The 23,218-nt window shown below is 35.8% G+C and carries 10 protein-coding genes; 7 read left to right on the plus strand and 3 right to left on the minus strand.

The window, feature by feature from the left end; translation table 11 throughout:
• The first annotated feature begins 43 nt into the window (after nucleotides 1–43).
• The 4 genes from ACQ65V_RS12675 (at nucleotide 44) to ACQ65V_RS12690 (ending at nucleotide 10,611) form a co-directional block, all read left to right on the plus strand.
• On the plus strand, nucleotides 44–8,269 hold the full coding sequence (locus ACQ65V_RS12675) for a T9SS type B sorting domain-containing protein (protein ID WP_430468180.1): 8,226 nt from the start codon (nucleotides 44–46) through the stop codon (nucleotides 8,267–8,269).
• A gap of 22 nt (nucleotides 8,270–8,291) precedes the next feature.
• Entirely contained in the window at nucleotides 8,292–9,281 is a 990-nt protein-coding gene (locus ACQ65V_RS12680) for a PorP/SprF family type IX secretion system membrane protein (RefSeq protein WP_155087525.1), read from the plus strand.
• A 178-nt stretch (nucleotides 9,282–9,459) separates the two neighbouring features.
• A complete protein-coding gene (locus tag ACQ65V_RS12685; RefSeq protein WP_155087526.1) occupies nucleotides 9,460–9,774 on the plus strand; it encodes a hypothetical protein in 315 nt (104 codons plus the stop codon).
• Between the two features lie 6 nt (nucleotides 9,775–9,780).
• Nucleotides 9,781–10,611, plus strand: a complete 831-nt coding sequence (locus ACQ65V_RS12690) for an alpha/beta fold hydrolase (protein WP_430468181.1) — start codon at nucleotides 9,781–9,783, stop codon at nucleotides 10,609–10,611.
• 83 nt (nucleotides 10,612–10,694) lie between these two features.
• Here ACQ65V_RS12690 and ACQ65V_RS12695 read toward each other — a convergent pair whose 3' ends face one another.
• Nucleotides 10,695–11,246, minus strand: a complete 552-nt coding sequence (locus tag ACQ65V_RS12695; protein WP_430468182.1) for a DUF4251 domain-containing protein — start codon at nucleotides 11,244–11,246, stop codon at nucleotides 10,695–10,697.
• Nucleotides 11,247–11,490: 244 nt separating this feature from the next.
• On the opposite strand from ACQ65V_RS12695, the gene ACQ65V_RS12700 reads away from it, so the two are divergent.
• On the plus strand, nucleotides 11,491–12,363 hold the full coding sequence (locus ACQ65V_RS12700; protein WP_430468183.1) for a hypothetical protein: 873 nt from the start codon (nucleotides 11,491–11,493) through the stop codon (nucleotides 12,361–12,363).
• Nucleotides 12,353–16,735 carry a fibronectin type III domain-containing protein gene (locus ACQ65V_RS12705; protein ID WP_430468184.1) on the plus strand — a complete coding sequence of 1,461 codons (4,383 nt, stop codon included), beginning with the start codon at nucleotides 12,353–12,355 and terminating at the stop codon, nucleotides 16,733–16,735. Before ACQ65V_RS12700 ends, ACQ65V_RS12705 begins: the two co-directional genes overlap by 11 nt.
• Nucleotides 16,736–16,807: 72 nt before the next feature.
• On the opposite strand, the gene ACQ65V_RS12710 is transcribed toward ACQ65V_RS12705, so the two are convergent.
• Both ACQ65V_RS12710 and ACQ65V_RS12715 read right to left on the minus strand, forming a co-directional pair.
• Nucleotides 16,808–17,257 (minus strand): lipocalin-like domain-containing protein, encoded by a 450-nt coding sequence (locus tag ACQ65V_RS12710; protein WP_430468636.1) that lies wholly within the window; start codon nucleotides 17,255–17,257, stop codon nucleotides 16,808–16,810.
• Between the two features lie 68 nt (nucleotides 17,258–17,325).
• Nucleotides 17,326–17,928, minus strand: a complete 603-nt coding sequence (locus tag ACQ65V_RS12715; RefSeq protein ID WP_430468185.1) for a M23 family metallopeptidase — start codon at nucleotides 17,926–17,928, stop codon at nucleotides 17,326–17,328.
• A gap of 228 nt (nucleotides 17,929–18,156) precedes the next feature.
• Here ACQ65V_RS12715 and ACQ65V_RS12720 point away from each other — a divergent pair, with 228 nt between their 5' ends.
• A complete protein-coding gene (locus tag ACQ65V_RS12720; RefSeq protein WP_430468186.1) occupies nucleotides 18,157–23,091 on the plus strand; it encodes a PQQ-dependent sugar dehydrogenase in 4,935 nt (1,644 codons plus the stop codon).
• The last annotated feature ends 127 nt before the right edge of the window (nucleotides 23,092–23,218 follow it).

The following is a 23,218-nucleotide window of genomic DNA, read 5'->3' on the forward strand; positions in this document are numbered from 1 at the left end:
TTTTATTGCCCCAAGAAAAAGTGAGGAAGTAAAATTAAGTATCATGAAAAAACCTACTTTTTCAAGAACTATTATTATAGCACTAATGGTTATGTGCTTTGGTATGGCGTCTTTTGCGCAAAACTATGTGCCTTTTACGCCAAGGTTCAACCAAGATCTAAAGGGAGACATTGTATTAATTGGTAACAATATTTTGGGACCAAATAATGATCCTTTTAACGACGGAACTGTTTATAATCACAATGTCGATATGCAGTATATCGATATAGATGGAGACCCTTCAACGTTCAGTTCCTCCAGTGCAGATTTAGAAATTCCCAACCCAAATTGTTATAGGATTATTTACGCAGGCTTATATTGGGGAGCTGTAAACCCAGGCGATGAACCTATAACAGAAGTAAGATTTAAAGGCCCTGTTGGTGGATATAATGACATTACAGGTACTCTTATTTTTGATGCCAATGGTACTACTATTGATGGTGGTGATAGTTTTTCGTATGCCTGCTTTGCAGATGTTACCGATATTGTAACAAGTTATGGTCCTGGTGTAGATTTAGGAACTTATACTGTGGCAAACGTTTCTTCTGGTTTAGGAGAAACAGCCAATTTCAATCCTTACAACGGTACTGGCCAGTCTGCTGGTTGGTCACTTTTTATAGTTTACGAAGACCCAACGCTTCCTGGAAAATCCATTACAAGTTTTGATGGTTTTAGTGCTATTAGTGTTCCAGGAAACAATCCAACACTAGATATTCCTGTTGATGGATTTAGAACTGTTCCTGCTCCTGCTCCGGTTAGAGCAAACTTTGCTTTTGCAACCTTAGAAGGTGACAGTCCTATTTTAGGAGATAGATTACGATTAAATGGTGTAAGCTTATCTACAGCAGACCGTCCTGTGGCTAACTTTTTCAATAGTTCTGTAACACGATTAGATGCTACTCCAGTAAATAACCGTGTGCCAAACAGTACCAATACTTTAGGGTTTGACACAGGTACAATAGCTATACCTAATCCAGGCAATTCCGTAATTGCCAATGATGCAACTTCGGGAACCATTCGTTTGGAAACCAGCGGTGATACTTATTTCCCTTACTTCTTTGCCTTTGCGGTTGAAATTATTGAACCAGATATTGTACTCACAAAACTTGTAGAAGACGATGCAGGAAACGATATTGGAGGTCAACTAGTTGGTCTTGGCTCCTCATTAAATTATGTAATAGGTTTTCAAAATGTAGGAAATGATCACGCAACTAATTTTCAAATTAGGGATATACTTCCGATAAATATTATTTACAATCATCCTACGGATTTAGTATTACCTCCTGGTGTAACTGTTAATAGTTATAATCCAGTTACACGAGAACTTATTTTTGATATTGACAATTCACTAGTCGAAGAAAACGATCCAGTATATGAAATTAGAATAGAAGTACAAGTTGTTGATACTTGTGGTGAATTAGCTGATGCTTGTTCTAATATTATTAACAATCAGGCCTATGCTACATATAATGGATTTTACAATCCTACTTTTCAGATTACAGACGATCCAAGTTTAAATAGCAATACAGGTTGTTTAATATCTCCACAAGCCACTAATTTCTTGGCAGATTTAGACTGTGAATTTCTTGAAGAGGTTATACTTTGCGGTGATAGTGTAGAATTAACGGCTGCTAATGGCTATGACTCTTACTCATGGTCAACAAGTCCATCTGGTACACCAGTAATAGGCAATACTCAAACGATTACAGTAACTTCTACAGGAACATATTATTCATTTAATAATGCTATTGCACCATGCCAGTCTATAGAGCAGGTTTACGAAGTACAGCTTTTTGGTGGAGATGTAGAAAATCCTGTTATTCCTTATGCTGATGAAGTTGTTATCTGTCCTAATGATGGTAAAGAATTACCGCTTATCTTTTTATGTGGTGCAGATGATTCAAGATTTATAGAAACCAATATTTCAGATTCCACATCTATCATATGGGAGCAGTTAGACGAATCTAGCTGTGCCGCAGTTTCAGACACGGATTGTGCCAACGAAGATCCAGGCTGTACTTGGAACGAAGTTGCTACTGGCCCAAATTTCTTAGCGGATACATCAGGGCAATTCAGATTAACGATTAACTATCCTGGTGGATGTTTTAATCAATTTTATTTCAATGTATATCAAAACTTATTGGTGCCAACTGTAGTTGCAACCGATATTATTTGTACTACCGATGGAAGTATTACTGTAAACGACGTCCCTTCTGGATATGAATACAGTATCGATGGTATCAACTATCAAACAAGTAACGTATTTACAGTTACAGTTGCTGGAACATATTCAGTATATGTGAGACAGATTGGCGTGCCAACCAACCCTTGTATTTTCACTGTTCCAGATGTTCAAATTAGGGATAGAGATTTTACGGTGACCTCTACGGTTTCTCAACCATTGTGTTTTGGTGAGAAAGGAAGTATTCAATTGGCTGCAAATGATGTTGATCCTCAATACACGTTTACATTGGAAGAAAATGGAACCATTGTTAATACTGTCGGTCCAATCATAGATAACACTTACACTTTCGAAAACTTAAATCCTGGTACTTATACAGCAACAGTTGAAACTGAAAACGGATGTTTACATTCTGAAGATATTACAATAGTTGAGCCTCCTTTACTTACAGTTACTGCGGCATTAACAGTGCCTTTAAGCTGTACAGAAGGTGAAATAACCATATATCCTGAAGGTGGAACGCCTCCATATTTTTACTACATAAACAGTACTACGGATTTTCAAACGGTACCAGAATATGTAGTGACTTCTGCTGGTATTTATGACATTACAGTAGTGGATTCCAATAACTGTAGTGCCAGTACAACGATTACGGTTGATGAAATACCAGCTCCTGAATTTACTATCCTAACCACTGATATTTTATGTGGTGGCACAGGCGATACAGGAACTATTACTATAGATGTAACAAACCCTAATGGTAATAGTATTGAATACAGTATTGATGGTGGAACGACGTTTTCAAATTCATCCGTATTTACAGGATTGACAGCAGGGAATTATGATGTGGTATTACAATACACTTCAGGACCTGCCGTATGTACAACGACTTCACAAACTGTAACCATAATCGAAAACATAGCTATATCAGGTACGGCAGAACTCTCTGCACCATACACATGTTTAAGCAATGGAACAATAACAGTTACAAGTGTTTCAGGAGGAACTCCACCTTATGAATATAGTATCGATGGAACTACATTTCAAACAAGTAATGTATTCAATGATTTAACTCAAGGTACTTATACTATCACAATTAGAGATGATAATGATTGTACAGCGATTACCAATGAAATTACTCTTGATGCTCTTAATCCACCGACAGATTTAGAATTCTCAAGCACACCTGTGACATGTCCTGCAATGACAAGTGATGTTACAATCACAAGTGTAACTGGAGGAACAGGTGTATTGGAGTATCAAATTATTGCTCCGGCTTCAGCAACAACTCCTTATCAAACATCCAATGTATTTGCCGGATTAGCTCCAGATACATATACATTTCAAGTACGAGATGAAAATGATTGTATTTATAGCGAATCTTTTACCATAGACCCAATCCCTTCTCCAACGGTGAATGTTGTTTTAACTGAAGGATTGGATTGTACCGCAACACCAGATGCAGAGCTAACAGGAACTATAACAGGTACCGCACCATACACCTATGAAGTTTCTATTGATGGTGCGCCTTATACATCATTAGGATCTACAGGTACTACATTTACTTACAATACAGCATCAGCCGGAACATATCAATTTTTAATAACTGATGCCAATGGTTGTAGTGCTGAATCGTCTGTAATAACGGTTAACCCTATTACTCCTCCAGCCTTTAGCGCTGTAGTACAGAGTCAGCCTATTCTTTGTAATGGAGATAGCAATGGTGCCATAGATATTACAATAGATAATACAACTGGTACACCACCATTTGCTATTAATGTCAATAATGATACTACTGGTACGGATTATGGTACACAAACATCAAGTTTGCCAGCTGGCACTTATACCATTACGATTACTGATGCCAATTCTTGTACCGCAACAGAAACTATTTCAATTAACGAACCAGATGCTATAGACTTTGATCTTAGCAAAGTAGATATTACCTGTAATAATCCAGGTGGTTCATCATTAGGTTCTATTACAGTTGAAAATGTAAGTGGTGGTACAACGCCATTCACTTATTATATTTCAAATAATTTTAATGATGTTATTGCAGGTAATCCATATAATGCAGCATCAAATGAAGATCATACGTTTAACATCATTAACTTTGGGATATATACCATCAATGTTGTAGATGCTAATGGCTGTAGTTTGTCACAACAAATTACGATAGCTTCTCCTCCATCAGATTTAGATATCAATGTCAATGTTGCTGTGCCAGATTGTACTGTAGGTGGTACAGCCGAGGTCACAGCAATATCTGCCGTTGGTAGTGGTAGTTATGAATTCGGGATATTGGAATTCAACACTATACCTTATACGTCAACATATTTCCCACCTGATACACCAGGTGGTAATGTGAGAACATTTACTAATCTTATACCTGGCGTGGTATATACGTTTGTAGTTCATGACTTAGTAACAAATTGTTATTATGTCGAGTCTGCGGATTCAGCCATAGATCCCGCCTCACCATTAACATCTACAGTAGAACCACATAACGTAAGTTGTCTAGGTGCTGATGATGGAAGTGTTACTTTCACTATTGATAACTTTGACAGTACCACAACTTCTGTAGATTATTCTATATATACCGCTTACGACAATCAATTGGTTGATGGTCCAACAAACTTACCAGTAACTTTTGGTGTGCCGGAAACCGTAACAACACCAAATCCTGGAACATTAACACCTGGACAATATTATATTGTGTTTACTGAAAATGGTACAGGATCGTTTAACGGTTGTAACTCAGCTTCTCAAATCTTTGAGATTTTAGAATCTGCTGAGCCATTGGATTTAACAGTTTCAGTAGATCAAAATGCGAATTGTAATCCAAATTCAGGAGTTATAAGCGCTATAGGTCAAAATGGTACTCCTCCTTATCAATATCAAATTACAACAACAGCTACTCCTCCACTCGCTTCAGATACAGGTTGGGATTCAGCAAGCACGTTTAACGTTGATGCTAGTAGTTATTATGTACATGTTTTAGATGCCTACGGTTGTATAGTTTCGAGCCCAGTGACAATAGTGGATATGGACGACTCACCTGTGATTTCTGCAACAGTGAATAATCCGTGTGAAATTACAGATGGTAACTACGAAATTGAAGTTACTTTAGATACAGCAGGTACTGCGCCTTATAGCTATAGTATTGATGGTGGAGCATTTCAAACACAAACAGCACCATTTACCATTTCAAATTTATTTGCAGGCACACATACTATTGAAATACAAGATGCGAACGGTTGTGGTAATTTAATTTCTGTTGATATTGACGAACCTATTGATATTGCTGCAGATGTTACGGCATTACCGTCATGTAATAATGATGATGGTGAAATTACGATAACAGGTTCTGGTGGTTCAGGTTCTTATACTTATAGTATTTCTCCTAATCCTGCTTCAATCAGTTTAAGTGGAAACACGTTCAATGGTGTACCATCAGGAATTTACACTATCACAATAACCGACACAGTTTTATCTTGTACTTCAGAAACAACGGTTTCAGTACCTGAAGCTATACTTCCGATGTTTACCTTAACATCCTCAAGTGTAACATGTTTCGGTGATAATACAGGAACTTTTGATATTAATGTTACAAACTATACAGGTGCTTACACCTATGAAGTTTTCGATAGTTTAGGTACTTCGGTTACTGGTGTGGTGAATGCTAACACTTCTACCAATCCATTAACGGTTACAGGAATGCAAGCTGGTACGTTTTCAGTAGTCATTACAGAAACAGATATACCGTTCTGTTCTAATACAGCGAATATTGTGATTTCATCTCCACAAGAAGCTTTAACGCTAAATCTTTCTGAAACCTCTAACGTAACCTGTAATAACAACCAAGGAACCATTACTGCTATTGCAGATGGTGGTTGGGGAGATTATGAATACGAACTAACAGGAAATACTACTGCTGCCTACTCTTCAAATAATACATTTACGGATTTATCTGCAGGAACATATACTGTAAACGTTAGAGATGCAGAAGGTTGTATTGACTCAGAGACCATAACTTTAGCCGAGCCAAATCCTATTACAGCAACCTTTACACCTAGTACAACAGAGCTTGCGTGTTTTGGCAACCAAGATGCAAGCATTACAATTACAACGGTATCAGGCGGACAAGGCAGTAATTATACATATACACTTAACACTATTTCACCTGTGGTTAGTTCTTCTGGTCCACAAACGTCGAATGTATTTAATGATTTAGGTGCAGGAACGTATTCGGTAACCATTACTGATGGTTTTGATTGTGAAATGACATCTTTGGATATTGTTATTGTTAATCCTACTCCGCTCGATCTTGACTTAGTTAGAGCATCAACTCAAACATGTTTAACAGAATCGACATTGACATTAAGTGCTTCTGGAGGAACAGGGCCTTATGAGTATAGTGATACAAGTAACTTTGCAACGACTTTAGGCAGTTTTGCTTCGTCAACGACATTCTCGGTTTCGGAAGGAACTTACACATACTATGTTAGAGATACCAATGGTTGTATTTCTAATGCATCAAACGAAATTACAGTTGATCCACTACCTGAGTTAGTGATTAATCTAGAATCTTCTAATCCAACCATTAATTGTGCTGGTGATAACAATGGATCAATTATAGCCACTGCTCAAGGTGGATTAGGAGATTATAGTTATACGTTACAAGATGGTTCAGGAAACCCAATTTCTGCAACTCAGAATAGTCCTGGTCATTTTACTGAACTTGTAGCCGGAGATTATATCGTTATGGTAGAAAGCGGTGATTGTAACACTACTTCTGCTCCAATAAGCATTACAGAACCTTCAACTCAGTTAGAAGCTACGATTGAAGTCAGTGATGTTACCTGTGCAGGAAACGAAAACGGTTCTGTTGAGATCACAGCTACTGGAGGAACAGGAATAATTAAATATGCCATTTCACCTCAATTGAACCAATTTTTTGAAACTAACATTTTTGAGGATTTAGCACCTGGTGATTACGATTTAATTGTTCAGGATGAATTAGGTTGTTACTTAACATTCAACTTTACGATTTCAAGTCCAGAACCTGTTATCATTACCATTGTGGCAGATTCATTATTCCCAGAAGTCTGTGAAGGAGATGCCAATGGTGAATTCAGTATTGATATTTCGGGTGGAAATCTTCCTTACAATGTGAGCTTAGATAACTACGATGGTCCTTACACTACTGGAGGTGCAACGCAGACTGTTTTCGACTTTACAGATCTTGTAGGCGGCGATCATATCGTTTACATACGTGATGCCGAAGGTTGTGAATCCGAATGGAATATTACGTTTCCAGAATCCGTAACCATCAACCCAGAAATTGTAGTTGAAGCGATATGCGAGGATAACATTCAGAGCAATATGATTACTGTAACCGTGGATGATTCTATTACAGATTTATCAGACCTGGATTATTCATTAAATGGTGGCCCATACCAATTGAGTAATGTATTTACAGATGTACCAGTAGGAACGGATCATTATATAAATGTAAGACATACCAATGGTTGTATTCAAACTACGGAATTCTTTGATATAGTAGCTTACGATGATGTTGCTTTGGCGTTGTCTGAAGGTGAAATCAACGAGATTATTGCTAATGCTTCAGGTGGAACTGGTGACTATACTTTTACCATGAACGGTGAAGATTATGGTAGTGACAACACCTTCTTAATTTCAGAAACTGGGGTTTACACCATCGTTGTAACCGACAGTAATGGCTGTAGTGCTGAAGCGCAAATTGAATTAGAATTTGTCGAAATCTGTATCCCAAACTGGTTTACACCAAATGGTGATGGAGAATACGATACTTGGGCACCTGGCTGTACAGAAAATTACCCGAATCTAACCTTTGATATTTTTGATCGCTATGGACGTAAAGTCGCAACATACCATGTTGGACAAGTTTGGGATGGTAGATACAACGGACACGAGTTGCCAACAGGTGATTACTGGTTTGTAGTAAAAACAAACGACCCAAATATTGATAAAGAATTTGTTGGACACTTTACACTTTACAGGTAATCCTTAATTAAACCTACTTAAGATGAAAAAAATAATTTTATATATCATATTTCTAACAATATCTTACGGTTATAGTCAGGAGTTGAATTTACCTGTTTGGACACAATATTTGGCAGATAACGATTTTGTTATTTCCCCTACTTATGCCGGTATTGGTGATAACCTAAAGATTAGAGCCAATGGGTTAACACAATGGGTAGGTATTAAAAATGCACCTGATAACCAATCTATCTATGCTGATTTTAGAATTTCTAATCGCTCAGGTGTGGGTGTTTCGGCATATAATGATAAGAACGGAAATACACGTCAAAAAGGACTTAAACTATCATTTGCGCATCATTTGATTTTAGACTGGAAATCTAAACAATATTTGTCCCTAGGACTATCTTATAACATCAACAACTTTAGAATAGATGTAGAAAATTTTAATACCACTTATGAAATTCCAATATTGGATCCGGCAATTAATGGAGACAGAGCCATAAGCAATAATAATTTTGATGCTGGATTTCTATATAGATGGGATAATTTCTATTTCAGTGCCAACGCTAACAACCTAATATCCAAGGATACTGAGGATTTTACTGGTGGCATTGAACCAAGACTTTTATTAAACTATCAACTTTATTCAGGTTATGTTTACACACCAAAACATAATAAGTATGTAGAATTTGAACCTTCAGTTTTCTTTCAGTTTTTTGATAGTGATAATAGATCTTCTACAGACATCAACTTTAAGTACAGAAAGTTCAATAGAGATGGAGATTATTATTGGATAGGTGCCTCATACCGTTTTCTTAATGACCAATTCTTTAATCCTTTAAACTTTGGCCCTATGGCAGGTATCTTAAATAACAAGCTTTACTTTGCCTATTCATACCAATTAACGTTTAATGACTTATCTGGTTTTAATTCAGGTACACACGTTATTACAATTGGGCTGAACCTATTGCAAAGTGCAAGTAATTGTCCTTGTACAAAAGGTACTAGCCAGAGTTATTATAGATTATAAAGTGAATTGTTTTTTGCCATAAACAATTTAATTCAAAAAGCAGATGTTTTAAAGGCATCTGCTTTTTTCGTTTGATTTACCTCTAAACAAATCAAATCAGCAACCATTATTATCATTTCAGTCAAACAGATTTCTATTTCAGAGTTATATTTTATCGTTAAAATAAAACATTCAAACCATGAAAAGCGATAAAAAGAAAAACAGTGATAAAAAGGAAAACAATGAAGATTATAATCCTGAAGTAACCATGGATGACGTTATTCATTTAGGAGAGCGCGTCAGCGAACAACGTAATGATAAACAAGGCGACGATGCTCAATTAGAAAGCAGGAAACGTGATGTAGATTTCACTGGCAAAGATTTAGATGTGCCAGGAAGAGACCTTCCTAAAGACAGAAACAAAACGAACCTTAAAGACGAAGAAAATCAACTGTATAGTCAAGGTAGTGGACATAACGATCACCTTGAAGACGCAGAAAACAAACAAAAATAATTTAATATGCCATTTTTAACAAACGAAACAGAAACACAGAACATAGATATATTTTTCGAAGACTACGGTCATGGACAACCCGTAATACTCATACACGGCTGGCCATTGAGCCATAGGGCTTGGGAACAGCAAATATGGGCGATCGCAGAAGCTGGCTTTAGATGTATCGCTTATGATCGAAGGGGATTTGGAAATTCATCAGCTCCGTTTAGGAGTTATGATTATTCTAGTCTTGCTTCAGACTTAAATGCCATTATTACACAATTAGAGCTCAAAGATGTTGTGTTGGTAGGCTTCTCCATGGGAGGCGGTGAAGTTGTGAGGTACTGTACAGATTACGGTACTGATAACATAGCAAAAGCGGCTTTGATAAGTTCAATTATTCCATTGGTAGCAAAAAAAGATGACAACCCAAATGGTGTGCCTAAAGAAGATTTAAATGGAATTATGAAAGCTTTGCAAGATGACCGCGTAGGTTTTCTTGAAGATTTCCATAAAAATTTCTACAACTATTCTGAAGATAATGAAACAGTGAGCAAAGCACATTTGCATTACGATTGGACCATAGCATCGCACGCTTCACCAATCGCAACCATACAAGCAGCAAAAGCTTGGGCTGAAACGGATTTTAGACCTGAGTTAAAAAATGTCGATGTACCAACGTTAATTGTTCATGGAGATGAAGACAATATAGTTCCGAAAGAAACTTCGGGAGACCAAGCTGCGGAAAGCATTTTTAACAATACTTACGAAATCATAAAAAATGGACCTCACGGTCTTAATATTACCCACAAAGATGAGTTGAATGAGACCCTACTGAAATTTTTAAAATCATAAACTATTAGCGAAAAGTAAAAAGGAGATACGAATCGTATCTCCTTTTTTTTATTCTAAAATGTCCGTTTAACTACGTCAGTAAATTAAATCTTTTCAATGTCTCCATTGTATTGTATAGTGGTTCTGTTAGATCCGTAAATTGCCACATTAGCCTTTTTACTAGGATATAGAAGCATTTTTATGTTAAATTGTTCTGTAGCATTTCTAACCTTAAAACTTATAGTAATAGTTTTCTTTTTGTCATTTTCAGACACACTGTATGCTTCTATAATATTATCAAATTTAATACTAGTATCATTGGCATCTGCATAAGACGCTGTTCTTAATTCGCCAAAATAGGATAGTTTAGCTTTTGCGGAATCTTGACGTATTTCAAGAAAATCGTTATTAGCACTAAGGGAAAATCGACCATTAGCATTTTCTGTTTGACGCATTAAAGCATTAGTGACCGTAATAACATCATTAGTTTGAAAGGGATAAGCCGTTTGTGCATCAAACCTAATTGTTTTTGTAGCCACCATGGTTTTTAAATCACTAAAAGCTCTGGCTTCAGTGGCAAGTTCGGCTTCACTTTTAGAACTTCCACAGTTAAAAATCAATAAGGCAATAACACCTATTAAAAATCTAGTTCTCATAATTTAAAGATACTATTTAATAGTATTTTATTCTACCAAAAATCTGTTAATTCTTTAGACCTTTCAAAATTTTACTTATGGCCTTTAAGAACAATAAAATCAAACTTCAATTCATTTTAAATGCTTTAAGATTGTCGTTTAATCGTATATAGATTCACTATTATTCCAATTCATAGGATTTATCTTCAATTAGTCGATTAATGTCAGTAAATCATCAATTAATGGTTAAATTTCAATGCTCTAAATGAATAAACTTAAATTAATATGGCTCGTTAAAATATGTGCCTTCACCGTTTTCTTGGGAAGGGCTTATCAGTTATATTTTTTTGGAGCTCCTTTTAGAGCAATACTATGGGACGAAAGTTTATTGACTCCTGTCGTAGAAGGATTGACTAATTATTCTTGGCAAGAATATGCAACCAGTTCTAGAGTAAATAAGTGGATTGATGGATTTACAAAGTTTTCTAGTATTATATTTTTATTGTCTGCAATATTTAGTTTATTCTGGGATAAAATAAGTTACAATAAGCTTAAAAAAACAATAGTTTGGATTGCATTGGCAATTTTGTTACTTATTGGTATTTGCATGGTAAAAGATAAAAACTACGAGTATTTGTTGTTTTTTGAATTGTTCATACAATTTGCAGCACCAGTTTTATTGTTACTGAATATTAGATTAGATATAATTGAAAACAAAAAGATTGTCAATGGCTTAAAAATTGCCATTGCATGTACGTTTATAGCACATGGTCTTTTTGCAATGGGACTGATTTATCTGCCTGGATATTTTGTGGATATGACCATAATGATATTAGGACTAAGTGAACCTCAAGCTACTACATTTTTATATGTAGCTGGTGTTTTAGATTTAGTGATGTCAGTTTTAATTTTTATACCTAAACTATCAAAATATGCACTGTGGTATATGGTGTTTTGGGGATTGACTACAGCATTTGCGAGATTGTTTGCAGGTTTTAGTTCAAACTTTGTAGAATCATCATTGCACGGCAGTGTTTATTTAGTTGTTTACAGACTATCACATGGCCTTTTGCCTTTAGTAGTCTTGCTAATGGAAAAAAAATTGAAAAAAGAAAAAATACCTACAAATGAAAACTAAATTACTATTAGCCAAGATATTCTTTCTAGTTTTTTGTTGTGCTTTTGCCAACAATGACAGATATCGTATCATTTTAGTAGATGATCCTGCAACAACTATAACCATTGCTTGGGATCAAACCTCAGGAACAAATCCCATGGTACATTATGATACCACAGATTATGGTGTCAATTATTTGTCTTATGCAAATTCGCAAGCCGTTGATAGAGTAATTGTTGCAAAAGGTATGGATAACCGATTTGTGCGTTTAACTGGGTTAACACCAAATACAAATTATTATTTTGTTATAAATGATAGTGAAGGAACGAGTGACCGCTTTTGGTTTAGAACTGCACCTAATGACAATAGTAGGTTATCATTTATTGCAGGAGGTGATTCAAGAAACAACAGAACACCAAGGAGAGCTGCCAATTTGCTGGTTAGTAAATTAAAACCACATGGAGTACTATTTGCTGGCGATATGACAGACGATAGCACGGATGTTGAATGGATAAAGTGGTTTGATGATTGGCAAGATACTATAGCAAACGATGGTAGAATGTTCCCTATCATACCAGCACGTGGTAATCATGAAGATGGCTCAGAAATTTATGATTTGTTTGATACACCATTAGATTCTTACTACGCTATAACATTTGGAAATAATCTTTTTAGAACATATACCTTAAATTCTGAAATATCGGTGCTTGGTAGCCAGCGTACTTGGCTAGAGAATGATTTAATTGCATCTTCTGGAGTAACATGGAAAGCAGCACAATATCATAGGCCAATGCGACCGCATACCGGTTCTAAAGTAGAAAATAATATGATTTATAATGCTTGGGCTCAATTATTTTATGACCAGGGAGTACGGTTGGTTGTAGATTGTGATTCTCATGTTGCTAAAACTACATGGCCAGTAATGCCATCTTCAGCAGCTAATAATGATGAAGGCTTTGTTATAGACCAAATAAATGGTACTGTTTACACCGGAGAAGGTTGTTGGGGAGCACCATTAAGAAACAATAACGATGAGAAAAGTTGGACAAGAAATTCTGGTAGATTCAATCAGTTTAAACTGATATTTGTTGAGTCTTCAAAAATTGAAATTCGAACAATAAAAGTTGATAATGCCGATTCAGTTGGTGAAGTGAGCAATACAGATCCATTTACATTACCTAGTTTGTTAGACGTGTTTTCTCCTCCAACTGGAGCAGTAGTTACAATAAGTAATTCTAATGATGTAAGCTGCCCAGAACTGTATAGCCCATGCGATGATTATGACGCAGATACAATTTATGATGAAGAAGATGGTTCATGTAATTGTGCAGGTTTTGATAGCCTTACAACTACAGAATATATTAAGGAAATAGCTTCCTCAACTGATGACGCTGAAGAAAATGTTTCTTCTGGTGCAATGAGTCTTACTAGTAGTGATTTAGAATTAATAAATGATGGTGGAGATCAGATAGTAGGACTTCGTTTTAATGAGATTGAAATCCCTGAAGGAGCCACAATCTTAAGAACCTTTATTCAGTTTTCTGTCGATGAAATCATTGATGATCCGGTAAACCCAGTTACTCAACCAGCAACAAGTTTAACTATACATGGAGAACTAGCACCTAATAGTAGCACTTTTTCGTCTACTGCTTATGACATTTCATCACGCACAACAACAATAAACTCTACAGATTGGAATGATATCCCAGCATGGGGTACACTCGAAAATGATGGGTTTCATCAAAGAACTCCCGATCTGAGTGACGAATTAACCGAAATTATTACTCAAACGGGCTGGGAATTTGGAAATCCTGTGACTTTCATCATATCTGGTACAGGACAGCGTTTTGCTAATTCCGTTAATAGCAGTGGTAAGCCTCCAAAGTTAATTGTATTATACGATTCTAATTGTCCACTTAAAAAAATTGAAAAAGGTGCTACTAACGCATGTAACGAATTGGACGATACTTATTCGCAAGATATTATTGTTACCTATGTAAACCCGCCTTTAACAGGAACTTTAGAAGTTAACGGTCAGTCCTTTACTATAGGAACAAGTCCTCAAACTGTAACACTAACAGGGTTAAATGCCGATGGTTTGGATGTAGATGTTAGCGCTTTTTTCAGTGATCTACCAACTTGTATAGTTTCTGAAGATAACTTATTTGAAGCACCTAGCGCTTGTAGTAATGGAGGTATACCAGATAATATACCAGACGATAATTCAAACCTTGCTTTACTGACTGAAGCAATAGTTTCTGGCTCAGTTTCTGGAGGACGAGGTGTTCCAACCGAGATATTATATGACCCTGTTATTGACGATTATCGTACTGCAACGAATTATAATGAATATGGTGTAAATAACAATCAAAATATTGGTACTCCAGATGTAGATGAAGGTATGAAATGGCAGGTTAATTGGCCCAATGTTAAATATATCAATTATATTACCTTTGGTGGTACCTACCCTAATCAGCCTCAGCCAAATACAAATTGGAGAATTAGTTATCGTAGGGATGGTCTGTGGACTACTTTAGATGAGGGACAAGGTGGCTGGATTGACTCTGGAATTTTTGAATGGGGTGGCGCAAATGTCAATCCTATAGAAGCTGATGCACTGAGAGTTCAATTATATAGTGATGGATTAAATGATGTTATAAGTATTCACCTAAGAGCAAGAGGTGGTGTATCTAATAGTGTCAATGACAGTTCTACTACACCCAAAGCGACGTTAATACAATATTTAGCTCCTGGCAATAGCTGTGGAGTTACAGTTCCTTCTGGTTCTATTTTGTATTGTGGTGGTGATTGGATATACAGTGACGGTCCAGATGAGACTTCGGGAAGTTTAAATACAATTATTGCAGACGGTACATATACTGTTGATGCCGACAAGGAAGTTGAAGTAAACAATCTTGAAATATATAGTGGTGCAACCGTAATTGTAAAAGAAGGAGCCAGTCTAATAGTAAAAGGTAACCTTACTAACAACGGAACGCTCCAATTAGAATCCATTTCTAGTAAATATTCTAGTTTAATAGTAGACGGCACTAGTACTGGCAACGTGTTTTATATGCGACATGTTAATAATGCAGCTGGTGCAGGTACAACAACCGCTGCTAACGACTTAATTAGTGCACCTGTAACTGGTGAGACCTTTGGAGCATTTAGAGCTGCTAATCCTAATATACTATCCGGTACTATTGGTGGTAATCCAGCATTTTTATTTGGTCCTTTTGATACATCAACCGTAAGCTTTGTAAATTACTCTTCAGCAGATGACAGTAGTGTCCTAGCTGGTGGCAGAGGCTACAGGTCAGGATCGACTGATGGTGGCACTTATACGTTCAATGGAGTTGTTGAAACAGCTTCTGTTGATGTACCTGTAGTGGCTGGAGGTGCAAGTAATTGGAATCTTATAGGAAATCCATACCCAAGTTATTTAAAAGTCCAAGAATTTTTAAACAACGTTGCTAATTCTGGGTTAATTGATGAAAATGCTGTTGGAATTTATGGTTATGACGGCACCGCTGCTGACGGCTGGACAATTTATAATTTGGCAACCACAAACGCCACAACAGTCATTGCACCTGGTCAAGGATTTTTTATAGACGCTGAAGCTTCAGGTAATATTTCTTTTACTCCTAGTATGAGAAGTAAAGGATCTGATGATGATTTTATAGCTGGTCGAAATGCAAGCCCACTCACCTACTTTAAGCTCAAAGCAAGTACTAATAATAATTCTTATCATACAGATTTTTATTTCAATGCTAATGCAAGCTTAGGTTTAGATCCTGGTTATGATGCAGCTGTTTGGAATGAGACTCCACCAAGTTTTGCACTGTATTCAAATTTGGTGCAAGAGAACACAGGTGTACCAATGGCCTTGCAAGCATTAAATACTAATGACTTATCTGACGTTGTTATTCCATTAGGTGTTAATGCTAATGCCAACGAGACTTTAACTTTTAGTATTCTAGAATCTACACTTTCTAGTACTGTAGAAGTTTATCTTGAAGATTCTGAAACCAATACTATTGTATTATTGAATTCTGGAGATTATGTATTTACACCGTCAACCAATATATCTGGTACTGGGCGTTTTTACCTACGCTTCAACTCAAATGTTCTAGGAACTACAGATCAACTATTAGAGCAACTGAAAATCTACACTAACTCTATTGAAAATACCATTGTAATTAGTGGGCAATTGTTAAGTGAAACAGATTTTAAGCTTTATGATATTAATGGAAGGATTGTTGGCTCTACTGAATTAGATATAAATACTAATATGCAATCAATAGATGTTTCAAAGTTAAGCTCTGGTATATATATAGTAGAACTGTTGTCAACTACAAATGAAAAGCGAATGCAAAAACTTATAATACACTAATTAAAAAGCGTACTTAAACAGTACGCTTTTTTTGCAAAACCAATCAAATCATCATCAATCCAATCATTATTGTTATTCTCTTTTAAGTCTGAATTTTATTTTTAATTCTTTATACCATTCAGGCTTTTTTCCATTGGGATAAGTTTCATCATACATCACCAATTCTAGAGTATTATCCTCTAGCCTCATTTTGTAAAATTGTTGGCCTCCCTCAAACCCGGGAACTTTTGCTATATCTGCTGTTGCACTAATAATGTTGTCTTCGATAGTGTAGCTTCCTGTATTAAAAACAATACTCCTAAAGGCATTGATTATTTCTTCATTTTCTGGTTTTGATAAGTCTTTGAAAGGCTTTCGTTGCTGCATTCTGGGGTTATACATTAAAGCATAATTTTCATCAGTGAATATAAAGCGTCCATGATAATTTTCTTTCATAATATATGTGGTGTCTTTATACTCATAATGAATTTCATATAGTTTCCAAGATCCTTTAATCTTATCGACTAAGTCTTCTTGAGATATTAATACAACATGGTATTAGAAACAAAAGCAACAGGATAGACTTATTTAGTATTTTCATAGCATTAATTTTAATAAGGCATAGCTTCATAAGGTGTATAAGATTCTAGACTATTGGGATTAGGGTAAGTATTATTAAAAGTAACAGGTATAGACTGATAAGGATACTCCCATCCATTAGAAGAAGTAACCACAAAATGTAAATGAGGATAGCCTGCCAAACCTGCAGCACCGCTATAACCAATAAGTTGACCTTTGTTTACAACGTCGCCAACTTCCACTTCTGAACCGTCATTCGTTATATGCATATACTGCACATAGATATCACCTGTTTTTATCACAATCAGATTATTGGGAAAGTTATAATCAACACCATTTTCAACAACATAGATAACTTCGCCTCCTATACTAGCAGTAATTTCAGAACCAATAGGCATATTAAAATCAACAGCATACTGGTCTGGTCTTCCAACACCATGATATGAAGAGCTGCAGGCGCTTAAACCAGTATCATAGGTTTTTCCGACAGGAAAAGGAAGCACAAAATTTGATGCTGCCCAATCTGGAAATAATGAACTTGGACAAGCTAAAGAACCAAAATCATCTTGCATGCTATCATTTGCTACACAATTAATAAAAGTTAGGTATATAAAAATGCAAAGTACTTTCTTCATAATCTTAAAATATTGACTCAATATCAGTATAATATGGCTTACTAGCGCAAGCACTTTGATTGGTAACCGTTAACAATAATTATATTTTACATATAGCTTTCACTCTTAATCCTATTTTACTGATTCCCATTTGATTACAGTCAACGTTTTTAATTAACCTTTATCGATTTGTTTGATTAGTTATTCATAATAAGATTACTTTAGTACTGCTATTAATTAATACATCTAATGAATTACTTTTCCAAAAAACCTATTGGAGTTATAAGCTTTTTTATAAAACCCAAATCAAAACGATTAAAATTAACTTTTGTAATCTTTTTTTCTCTTTTGCTGTTTGGTTACCTGCCTTATTTTACTGGCTCAGGTTTATCATCAGCAAAAGCTATTGCGCCATACTCTAATGGAGTGTTTCCGCAAGCAATAGATACAGACTTAGATGCAACCTATAGAGTTGCATTTCCCAACCTTACGTTTTTCTACCCAATAACCTTTAGAATGGTCCCTAATCAAGACAAAATTGTATTAGGACAACTCAATGGTATCATATATTGGTTTGAGAATGATGAAAGTACAATGAACAAAAATCTGTTGCTCGATCTTTCTGCTGAAGTTGGTTTAGTGTCAGATGGTGGATTTTTAGGGTTGACCATACATCCAGATTTTGATGCGGCTGTAAATCCTCAAAACTATTTTTATATCTATTATGCAACTAAGAATGGAAATGGTCAGGATTCCCCACCTTTTGGTGGATACACCAGTCAAGGTTGTTCTTACAGTGATAATGAATATGAAGGCAACTATTTAATTCTAGAACGATTCGAAGTAAATCCTACTACGATGACTTTTGTCAATAACTCCAGAACCACACTATTAAAAAACAGAATGTATGGCACAACACACTATGGTGGCGGCATGGATTTTGGTGATGACGGATTCCTATATCTCACTACTGGTGATATGGCTTCATGGAAAAGATCCCAGGATATTATAAATAATCTCGCTGGTGGAGTTTTGAGACTAGATGTAGATAAAGACCCAACAAAAAGCCACCCACCAATAAGAACTAAGCCTAATGATGCTGGTTACCCTGGTGAAATAACTGGTGTTGAATATTGGATACCAAATACAAATCCTTTCTCTGATACTACACCTGGTTCTACAAGCAATATATATGGGCAACCTAATTTAACGACTTCAAACCCAAATGATGTTTATGCACCTGGTGATTTCTTTGAAGAGTACTATAGTATTGGCCTAAGAAATCCTTTTAGGATGACAAAAGATAGTCAAACTGGTACTTTTTATATTGGCGATGTAGGTTTAAATAATCGTGAAGAAATAAATGTACTTGGTGTAAACTCAAATTTTGGATGGCCACTCTATGAAGGTGATATTACTGGGCCTGGCTGTTATTCAGACCTGTTCAATGGAATGGATCATCAAGGACCATTAGTTGATTTTGGTCATGATATAGTAAACTCAATAACTGGCGGATATGTTTACAGAGGAACTGGCATCCCTGAATTATTTGGAAAATATATTTGTGCTGATTACGGAGGAGGTGATGAAATATTTTCTGTAGATGTAGGTTCTGGTGATTATGAGCAAATTGGAACATTCTTACCCGAAGATATTATTTCTTTTGGTGAAGATGACGAAGGTGAACTTTTTATATTAAGACTAGGCTTTGCCACAAATATCTATAAACTTATTGATGATGATTTAGATTATGGCCCACCGCCACAAACACTTTCGCAAACAGGTATTTTTTCTGATTTAGCAACACTAGATGTCATTGATGGTTATGTGCCTTACGAACTCTATGAATCTTTCTGGTCTGACGGAGCTTTAAAAAAACGATGGATTGCTGTTCCTAATAATGACGGAATACATAGTGGGCCTAACGAACAAATCAAGTATTCTGAATATAGTGACTGGGAATTCCCACCAGGTACTGTAATAGTTAAGCATTTCGATTTACAAATAGATGATAACGATCCTTCAGTCACAAGGAAAATAGAAACAAGGGTGTCTGTTGTTGATGAAGTTGGTGAACTATACTTTTTAACTTACAATTGGAATGATGATGAAACCGAAGCTTATCTACAAGCCTCAAGTTTAGATGAGCCTGTTGACATTGCAACTACTACTGGAGGAACAAGAACACAAACTTGGCATTTTCCTTCAAACTCAGACTGCATCAATTGTCATAATCATGCGAATAACGGTGTACTTGGTCTAAAATCAAGATACTTAAATACCGATTATACTTATGATGAAACTGGTCTTACCGCAAATCAATTGGTAACATTGAGTCATATAGGTGTTATTGATGAATCCATTGTAGATTCTGACACACCAAATATTTTCACAAACAAATCCCTACAAGATTCAAACGCTACTTTAGATGAGAAAGCAAGGTCTTATATGGACTTAAACTGTGCCTATTGCCATAGACGCGATAACAGTATTAGAACAAATTTCGATCTAAGATCTTTTAATAACCTCGAGTCTACTGAGTTATTAACAAGCGGTATTTTAACGCCCTTAGGTATAGATCCTAACGAAGAAATAGTATTTCCTGGTGATGCCTCTAAATCTATATTACATCACAGAATGAATAGTGTAGATGTGGCCGTAATGATGCCACCAATATCAAAAACTATTATAGACCAACCAGCCGTAGATCTTATAGAGCAATGGATTAACCAGCTTGATGGAGACAGCATGGATACAGTTAATAATCCAAATCCGTTAATTAATTTAGCGCTACTGCCTTCTGCAGAGTTAAGTGGATATGTTGCTCCCGGTGAAGGCCGAGGCACACCGTTGGATATCCTTTACGATCCACTGGCTATGGAATACAAAGTTACCTCAAGTTTTGCTGAATATGGAATTCCATATAATGGGTCAGGTAATAATCTAGGAACAGTAGATGCTGAAAATGGATTTTATTGGCAGGTTGACTGGCCAGAGCCAAAATTTGTTAATTACATAACATTTGGCGGTTCTTATACAAATCAACCACAACCCTATACTATGTGGAGAGTAAGTTACTTGAGAGATGGTGATTGGATTACAATTGAAGAAGGTCAAGGAGGTTGGATAAATAATGATACTGGTCAGAATTTCATCAACACAGCTATTTATGAATGGGGAGATGAAAACCAAATCCCAATATATGCTGAAGCAATACGGCTACAATTATATAGTGATGGAATTCATGATTTGTATCGTATTCACTTAAGGGGAAGAGGTGGCAGTACACAGTCAAGTGATGATGCAGACATAAACACAGAACCAAAAGCATCTTTGGTTCAATTTAAACCGTTTAATAACCCTACTTCAATAGATAATATAGTCGTTGGTCAACAAACACCTTGTGATGCCGCTGATAATTCATATTCTCAAGAATTAATCGTAACCTATACCAATCCACCGGCAACAGGGTCTTTAATTGTAAATGGCCAATCTTTTCCAATATCTGCAAGTCCACAGACTATAACATTGACAGGGTTGGATTCTGATAGCAATGGTGTAGAGGTTACGGCAGAATTCACGGATGGTTATAACACACTTTATAGAAGTAATGGTGTATTGTTTACAGCTCCTGATGATTGCAGTAATCTAATTGTAGGTGTTGATGAAAGTATGACTATCAATGGTGATTATACCGTCTCTTCTACAGGAAGCATTCAGATTTTAGAAGGTGGCAGTTTAACAGTTAATGGAAATTTAACTATCGACGGAGATGTGACTTTAAATTCTATATCTACCAAATATTCTAGTTTAATAGTTACAGGAACAACAACTGGAACTATCAATTATAAGAGATATGTCAATGCCTTTAACGGATCAACAGGAAACGATTTAATATCGCCTCCATTGAAAAATGAAAACTTTGGTAATTTCGCTGCGGACAATCCAAATATTTTTGAAAACCCAGGCGATCCTGACCAGAAATTATATGGTCCATTTAATGAAGCAGCTGGTAATTATGAGATATATTCAGTTTCGGTCAATTCTAGTACAGATCTAACATCTGGTGTTGGTTATAGAGCAGCAAGGGATAGTACTGAGGATGGAACTTATGGTAATACATTCACCTTTACTGGAGAAATAGAAACAGGAAATGTCAATGTGCCTCTAACAGCATCTGGAGCTTCATTTGACGGCTGGAATTTAGTTGGAAACCCATATCCTTCGTATATAGATTTTGATATCTTCTTTGCACTTAATGGTGATGAATTAGATGTCGCTTCGTATAAAGCTATTTATGGATATGACGGTAATGCATCAGATGGTTGGACCATATTAAATAATGCTACCACAGGTAATTTGATAGCTCCAGGACAAGGGTTCTTTATAAAAAGTAAATCTGGTGGAGGCACAATTACTTTTACACCTGCAATGAGAACGTCTGGAAATACTGACGATTTTATACAAGGACGAGAGTCTTCATCCGCTCATCATGGTTATTTAAGGTTAACAGCAAATTTTAATACATCGTCACATTATAGTACAGATTTCTATTTTAATGACAATGCGTCCCTTGGGCTAGATCCAGGTTATGATGCATCATTCTTTAATAATAGTATACCTGCATTGTCAATTTACTCTCATTTGGTTGAAGGAGATTCAGGTGTTGCTTTAGCAATTCAGGCATTAGAAAGTAATGCAATAAATGATGTTACTATTCCACTTGGTTTTAACGCTAGTCAGGGACAGAATATAACCATTAATATTGGAGAAACTGATTTAGACCCTTCCATCAATGTATATTTAGAAGACACCGTTAATAACACCTATACTTTGTTAAATGACAGTAGTTATAGTTTCACTACAGATACAGCTTTAAATGGTATTGGTAGGTTTTATCTAAGGTTTGAAGGAGACGCTTTAAATATTAATGAGACTCATCTAGATGCTTTAAAGATATTTACCAATCAGAATGATAGAAGCATTGTTATTAATGGTCTGTTAGAGCCAAAAACTGATTTTAGACTGTATGATATTAATGGCCGTATGATATTAAATAACTCTTTAAATTCTGCAAGTACTAAGCAAGTGATTAATGTAGAACATCTAACAAGTGGAGTATATATTATTGAAATTACATCAAATAAAAACAGAAAAAGAGTACAGAAACTGGTTGTTAACTAATGTAATAGAATATTTTAATTCCAAAAGCACGACACTATGGTCGTGCTTTTCTATTTGGTATCACTTTAAATTCATATAAGTTAATCATCTTTTTAAATAAGCTAAAAGCATTTTATTTAAATATTTA

It is taken from the genome of Winogradskyella ouciana (assembly GCF_965284585.1).
GTDB classification, from domain to species: domain Bacteria; phylum Bacteroidota; class Bacteroidia; order Flavobacteriales; family Flavobacteriaceae; genus Winogradskyella; species Winogradskyella ouciana.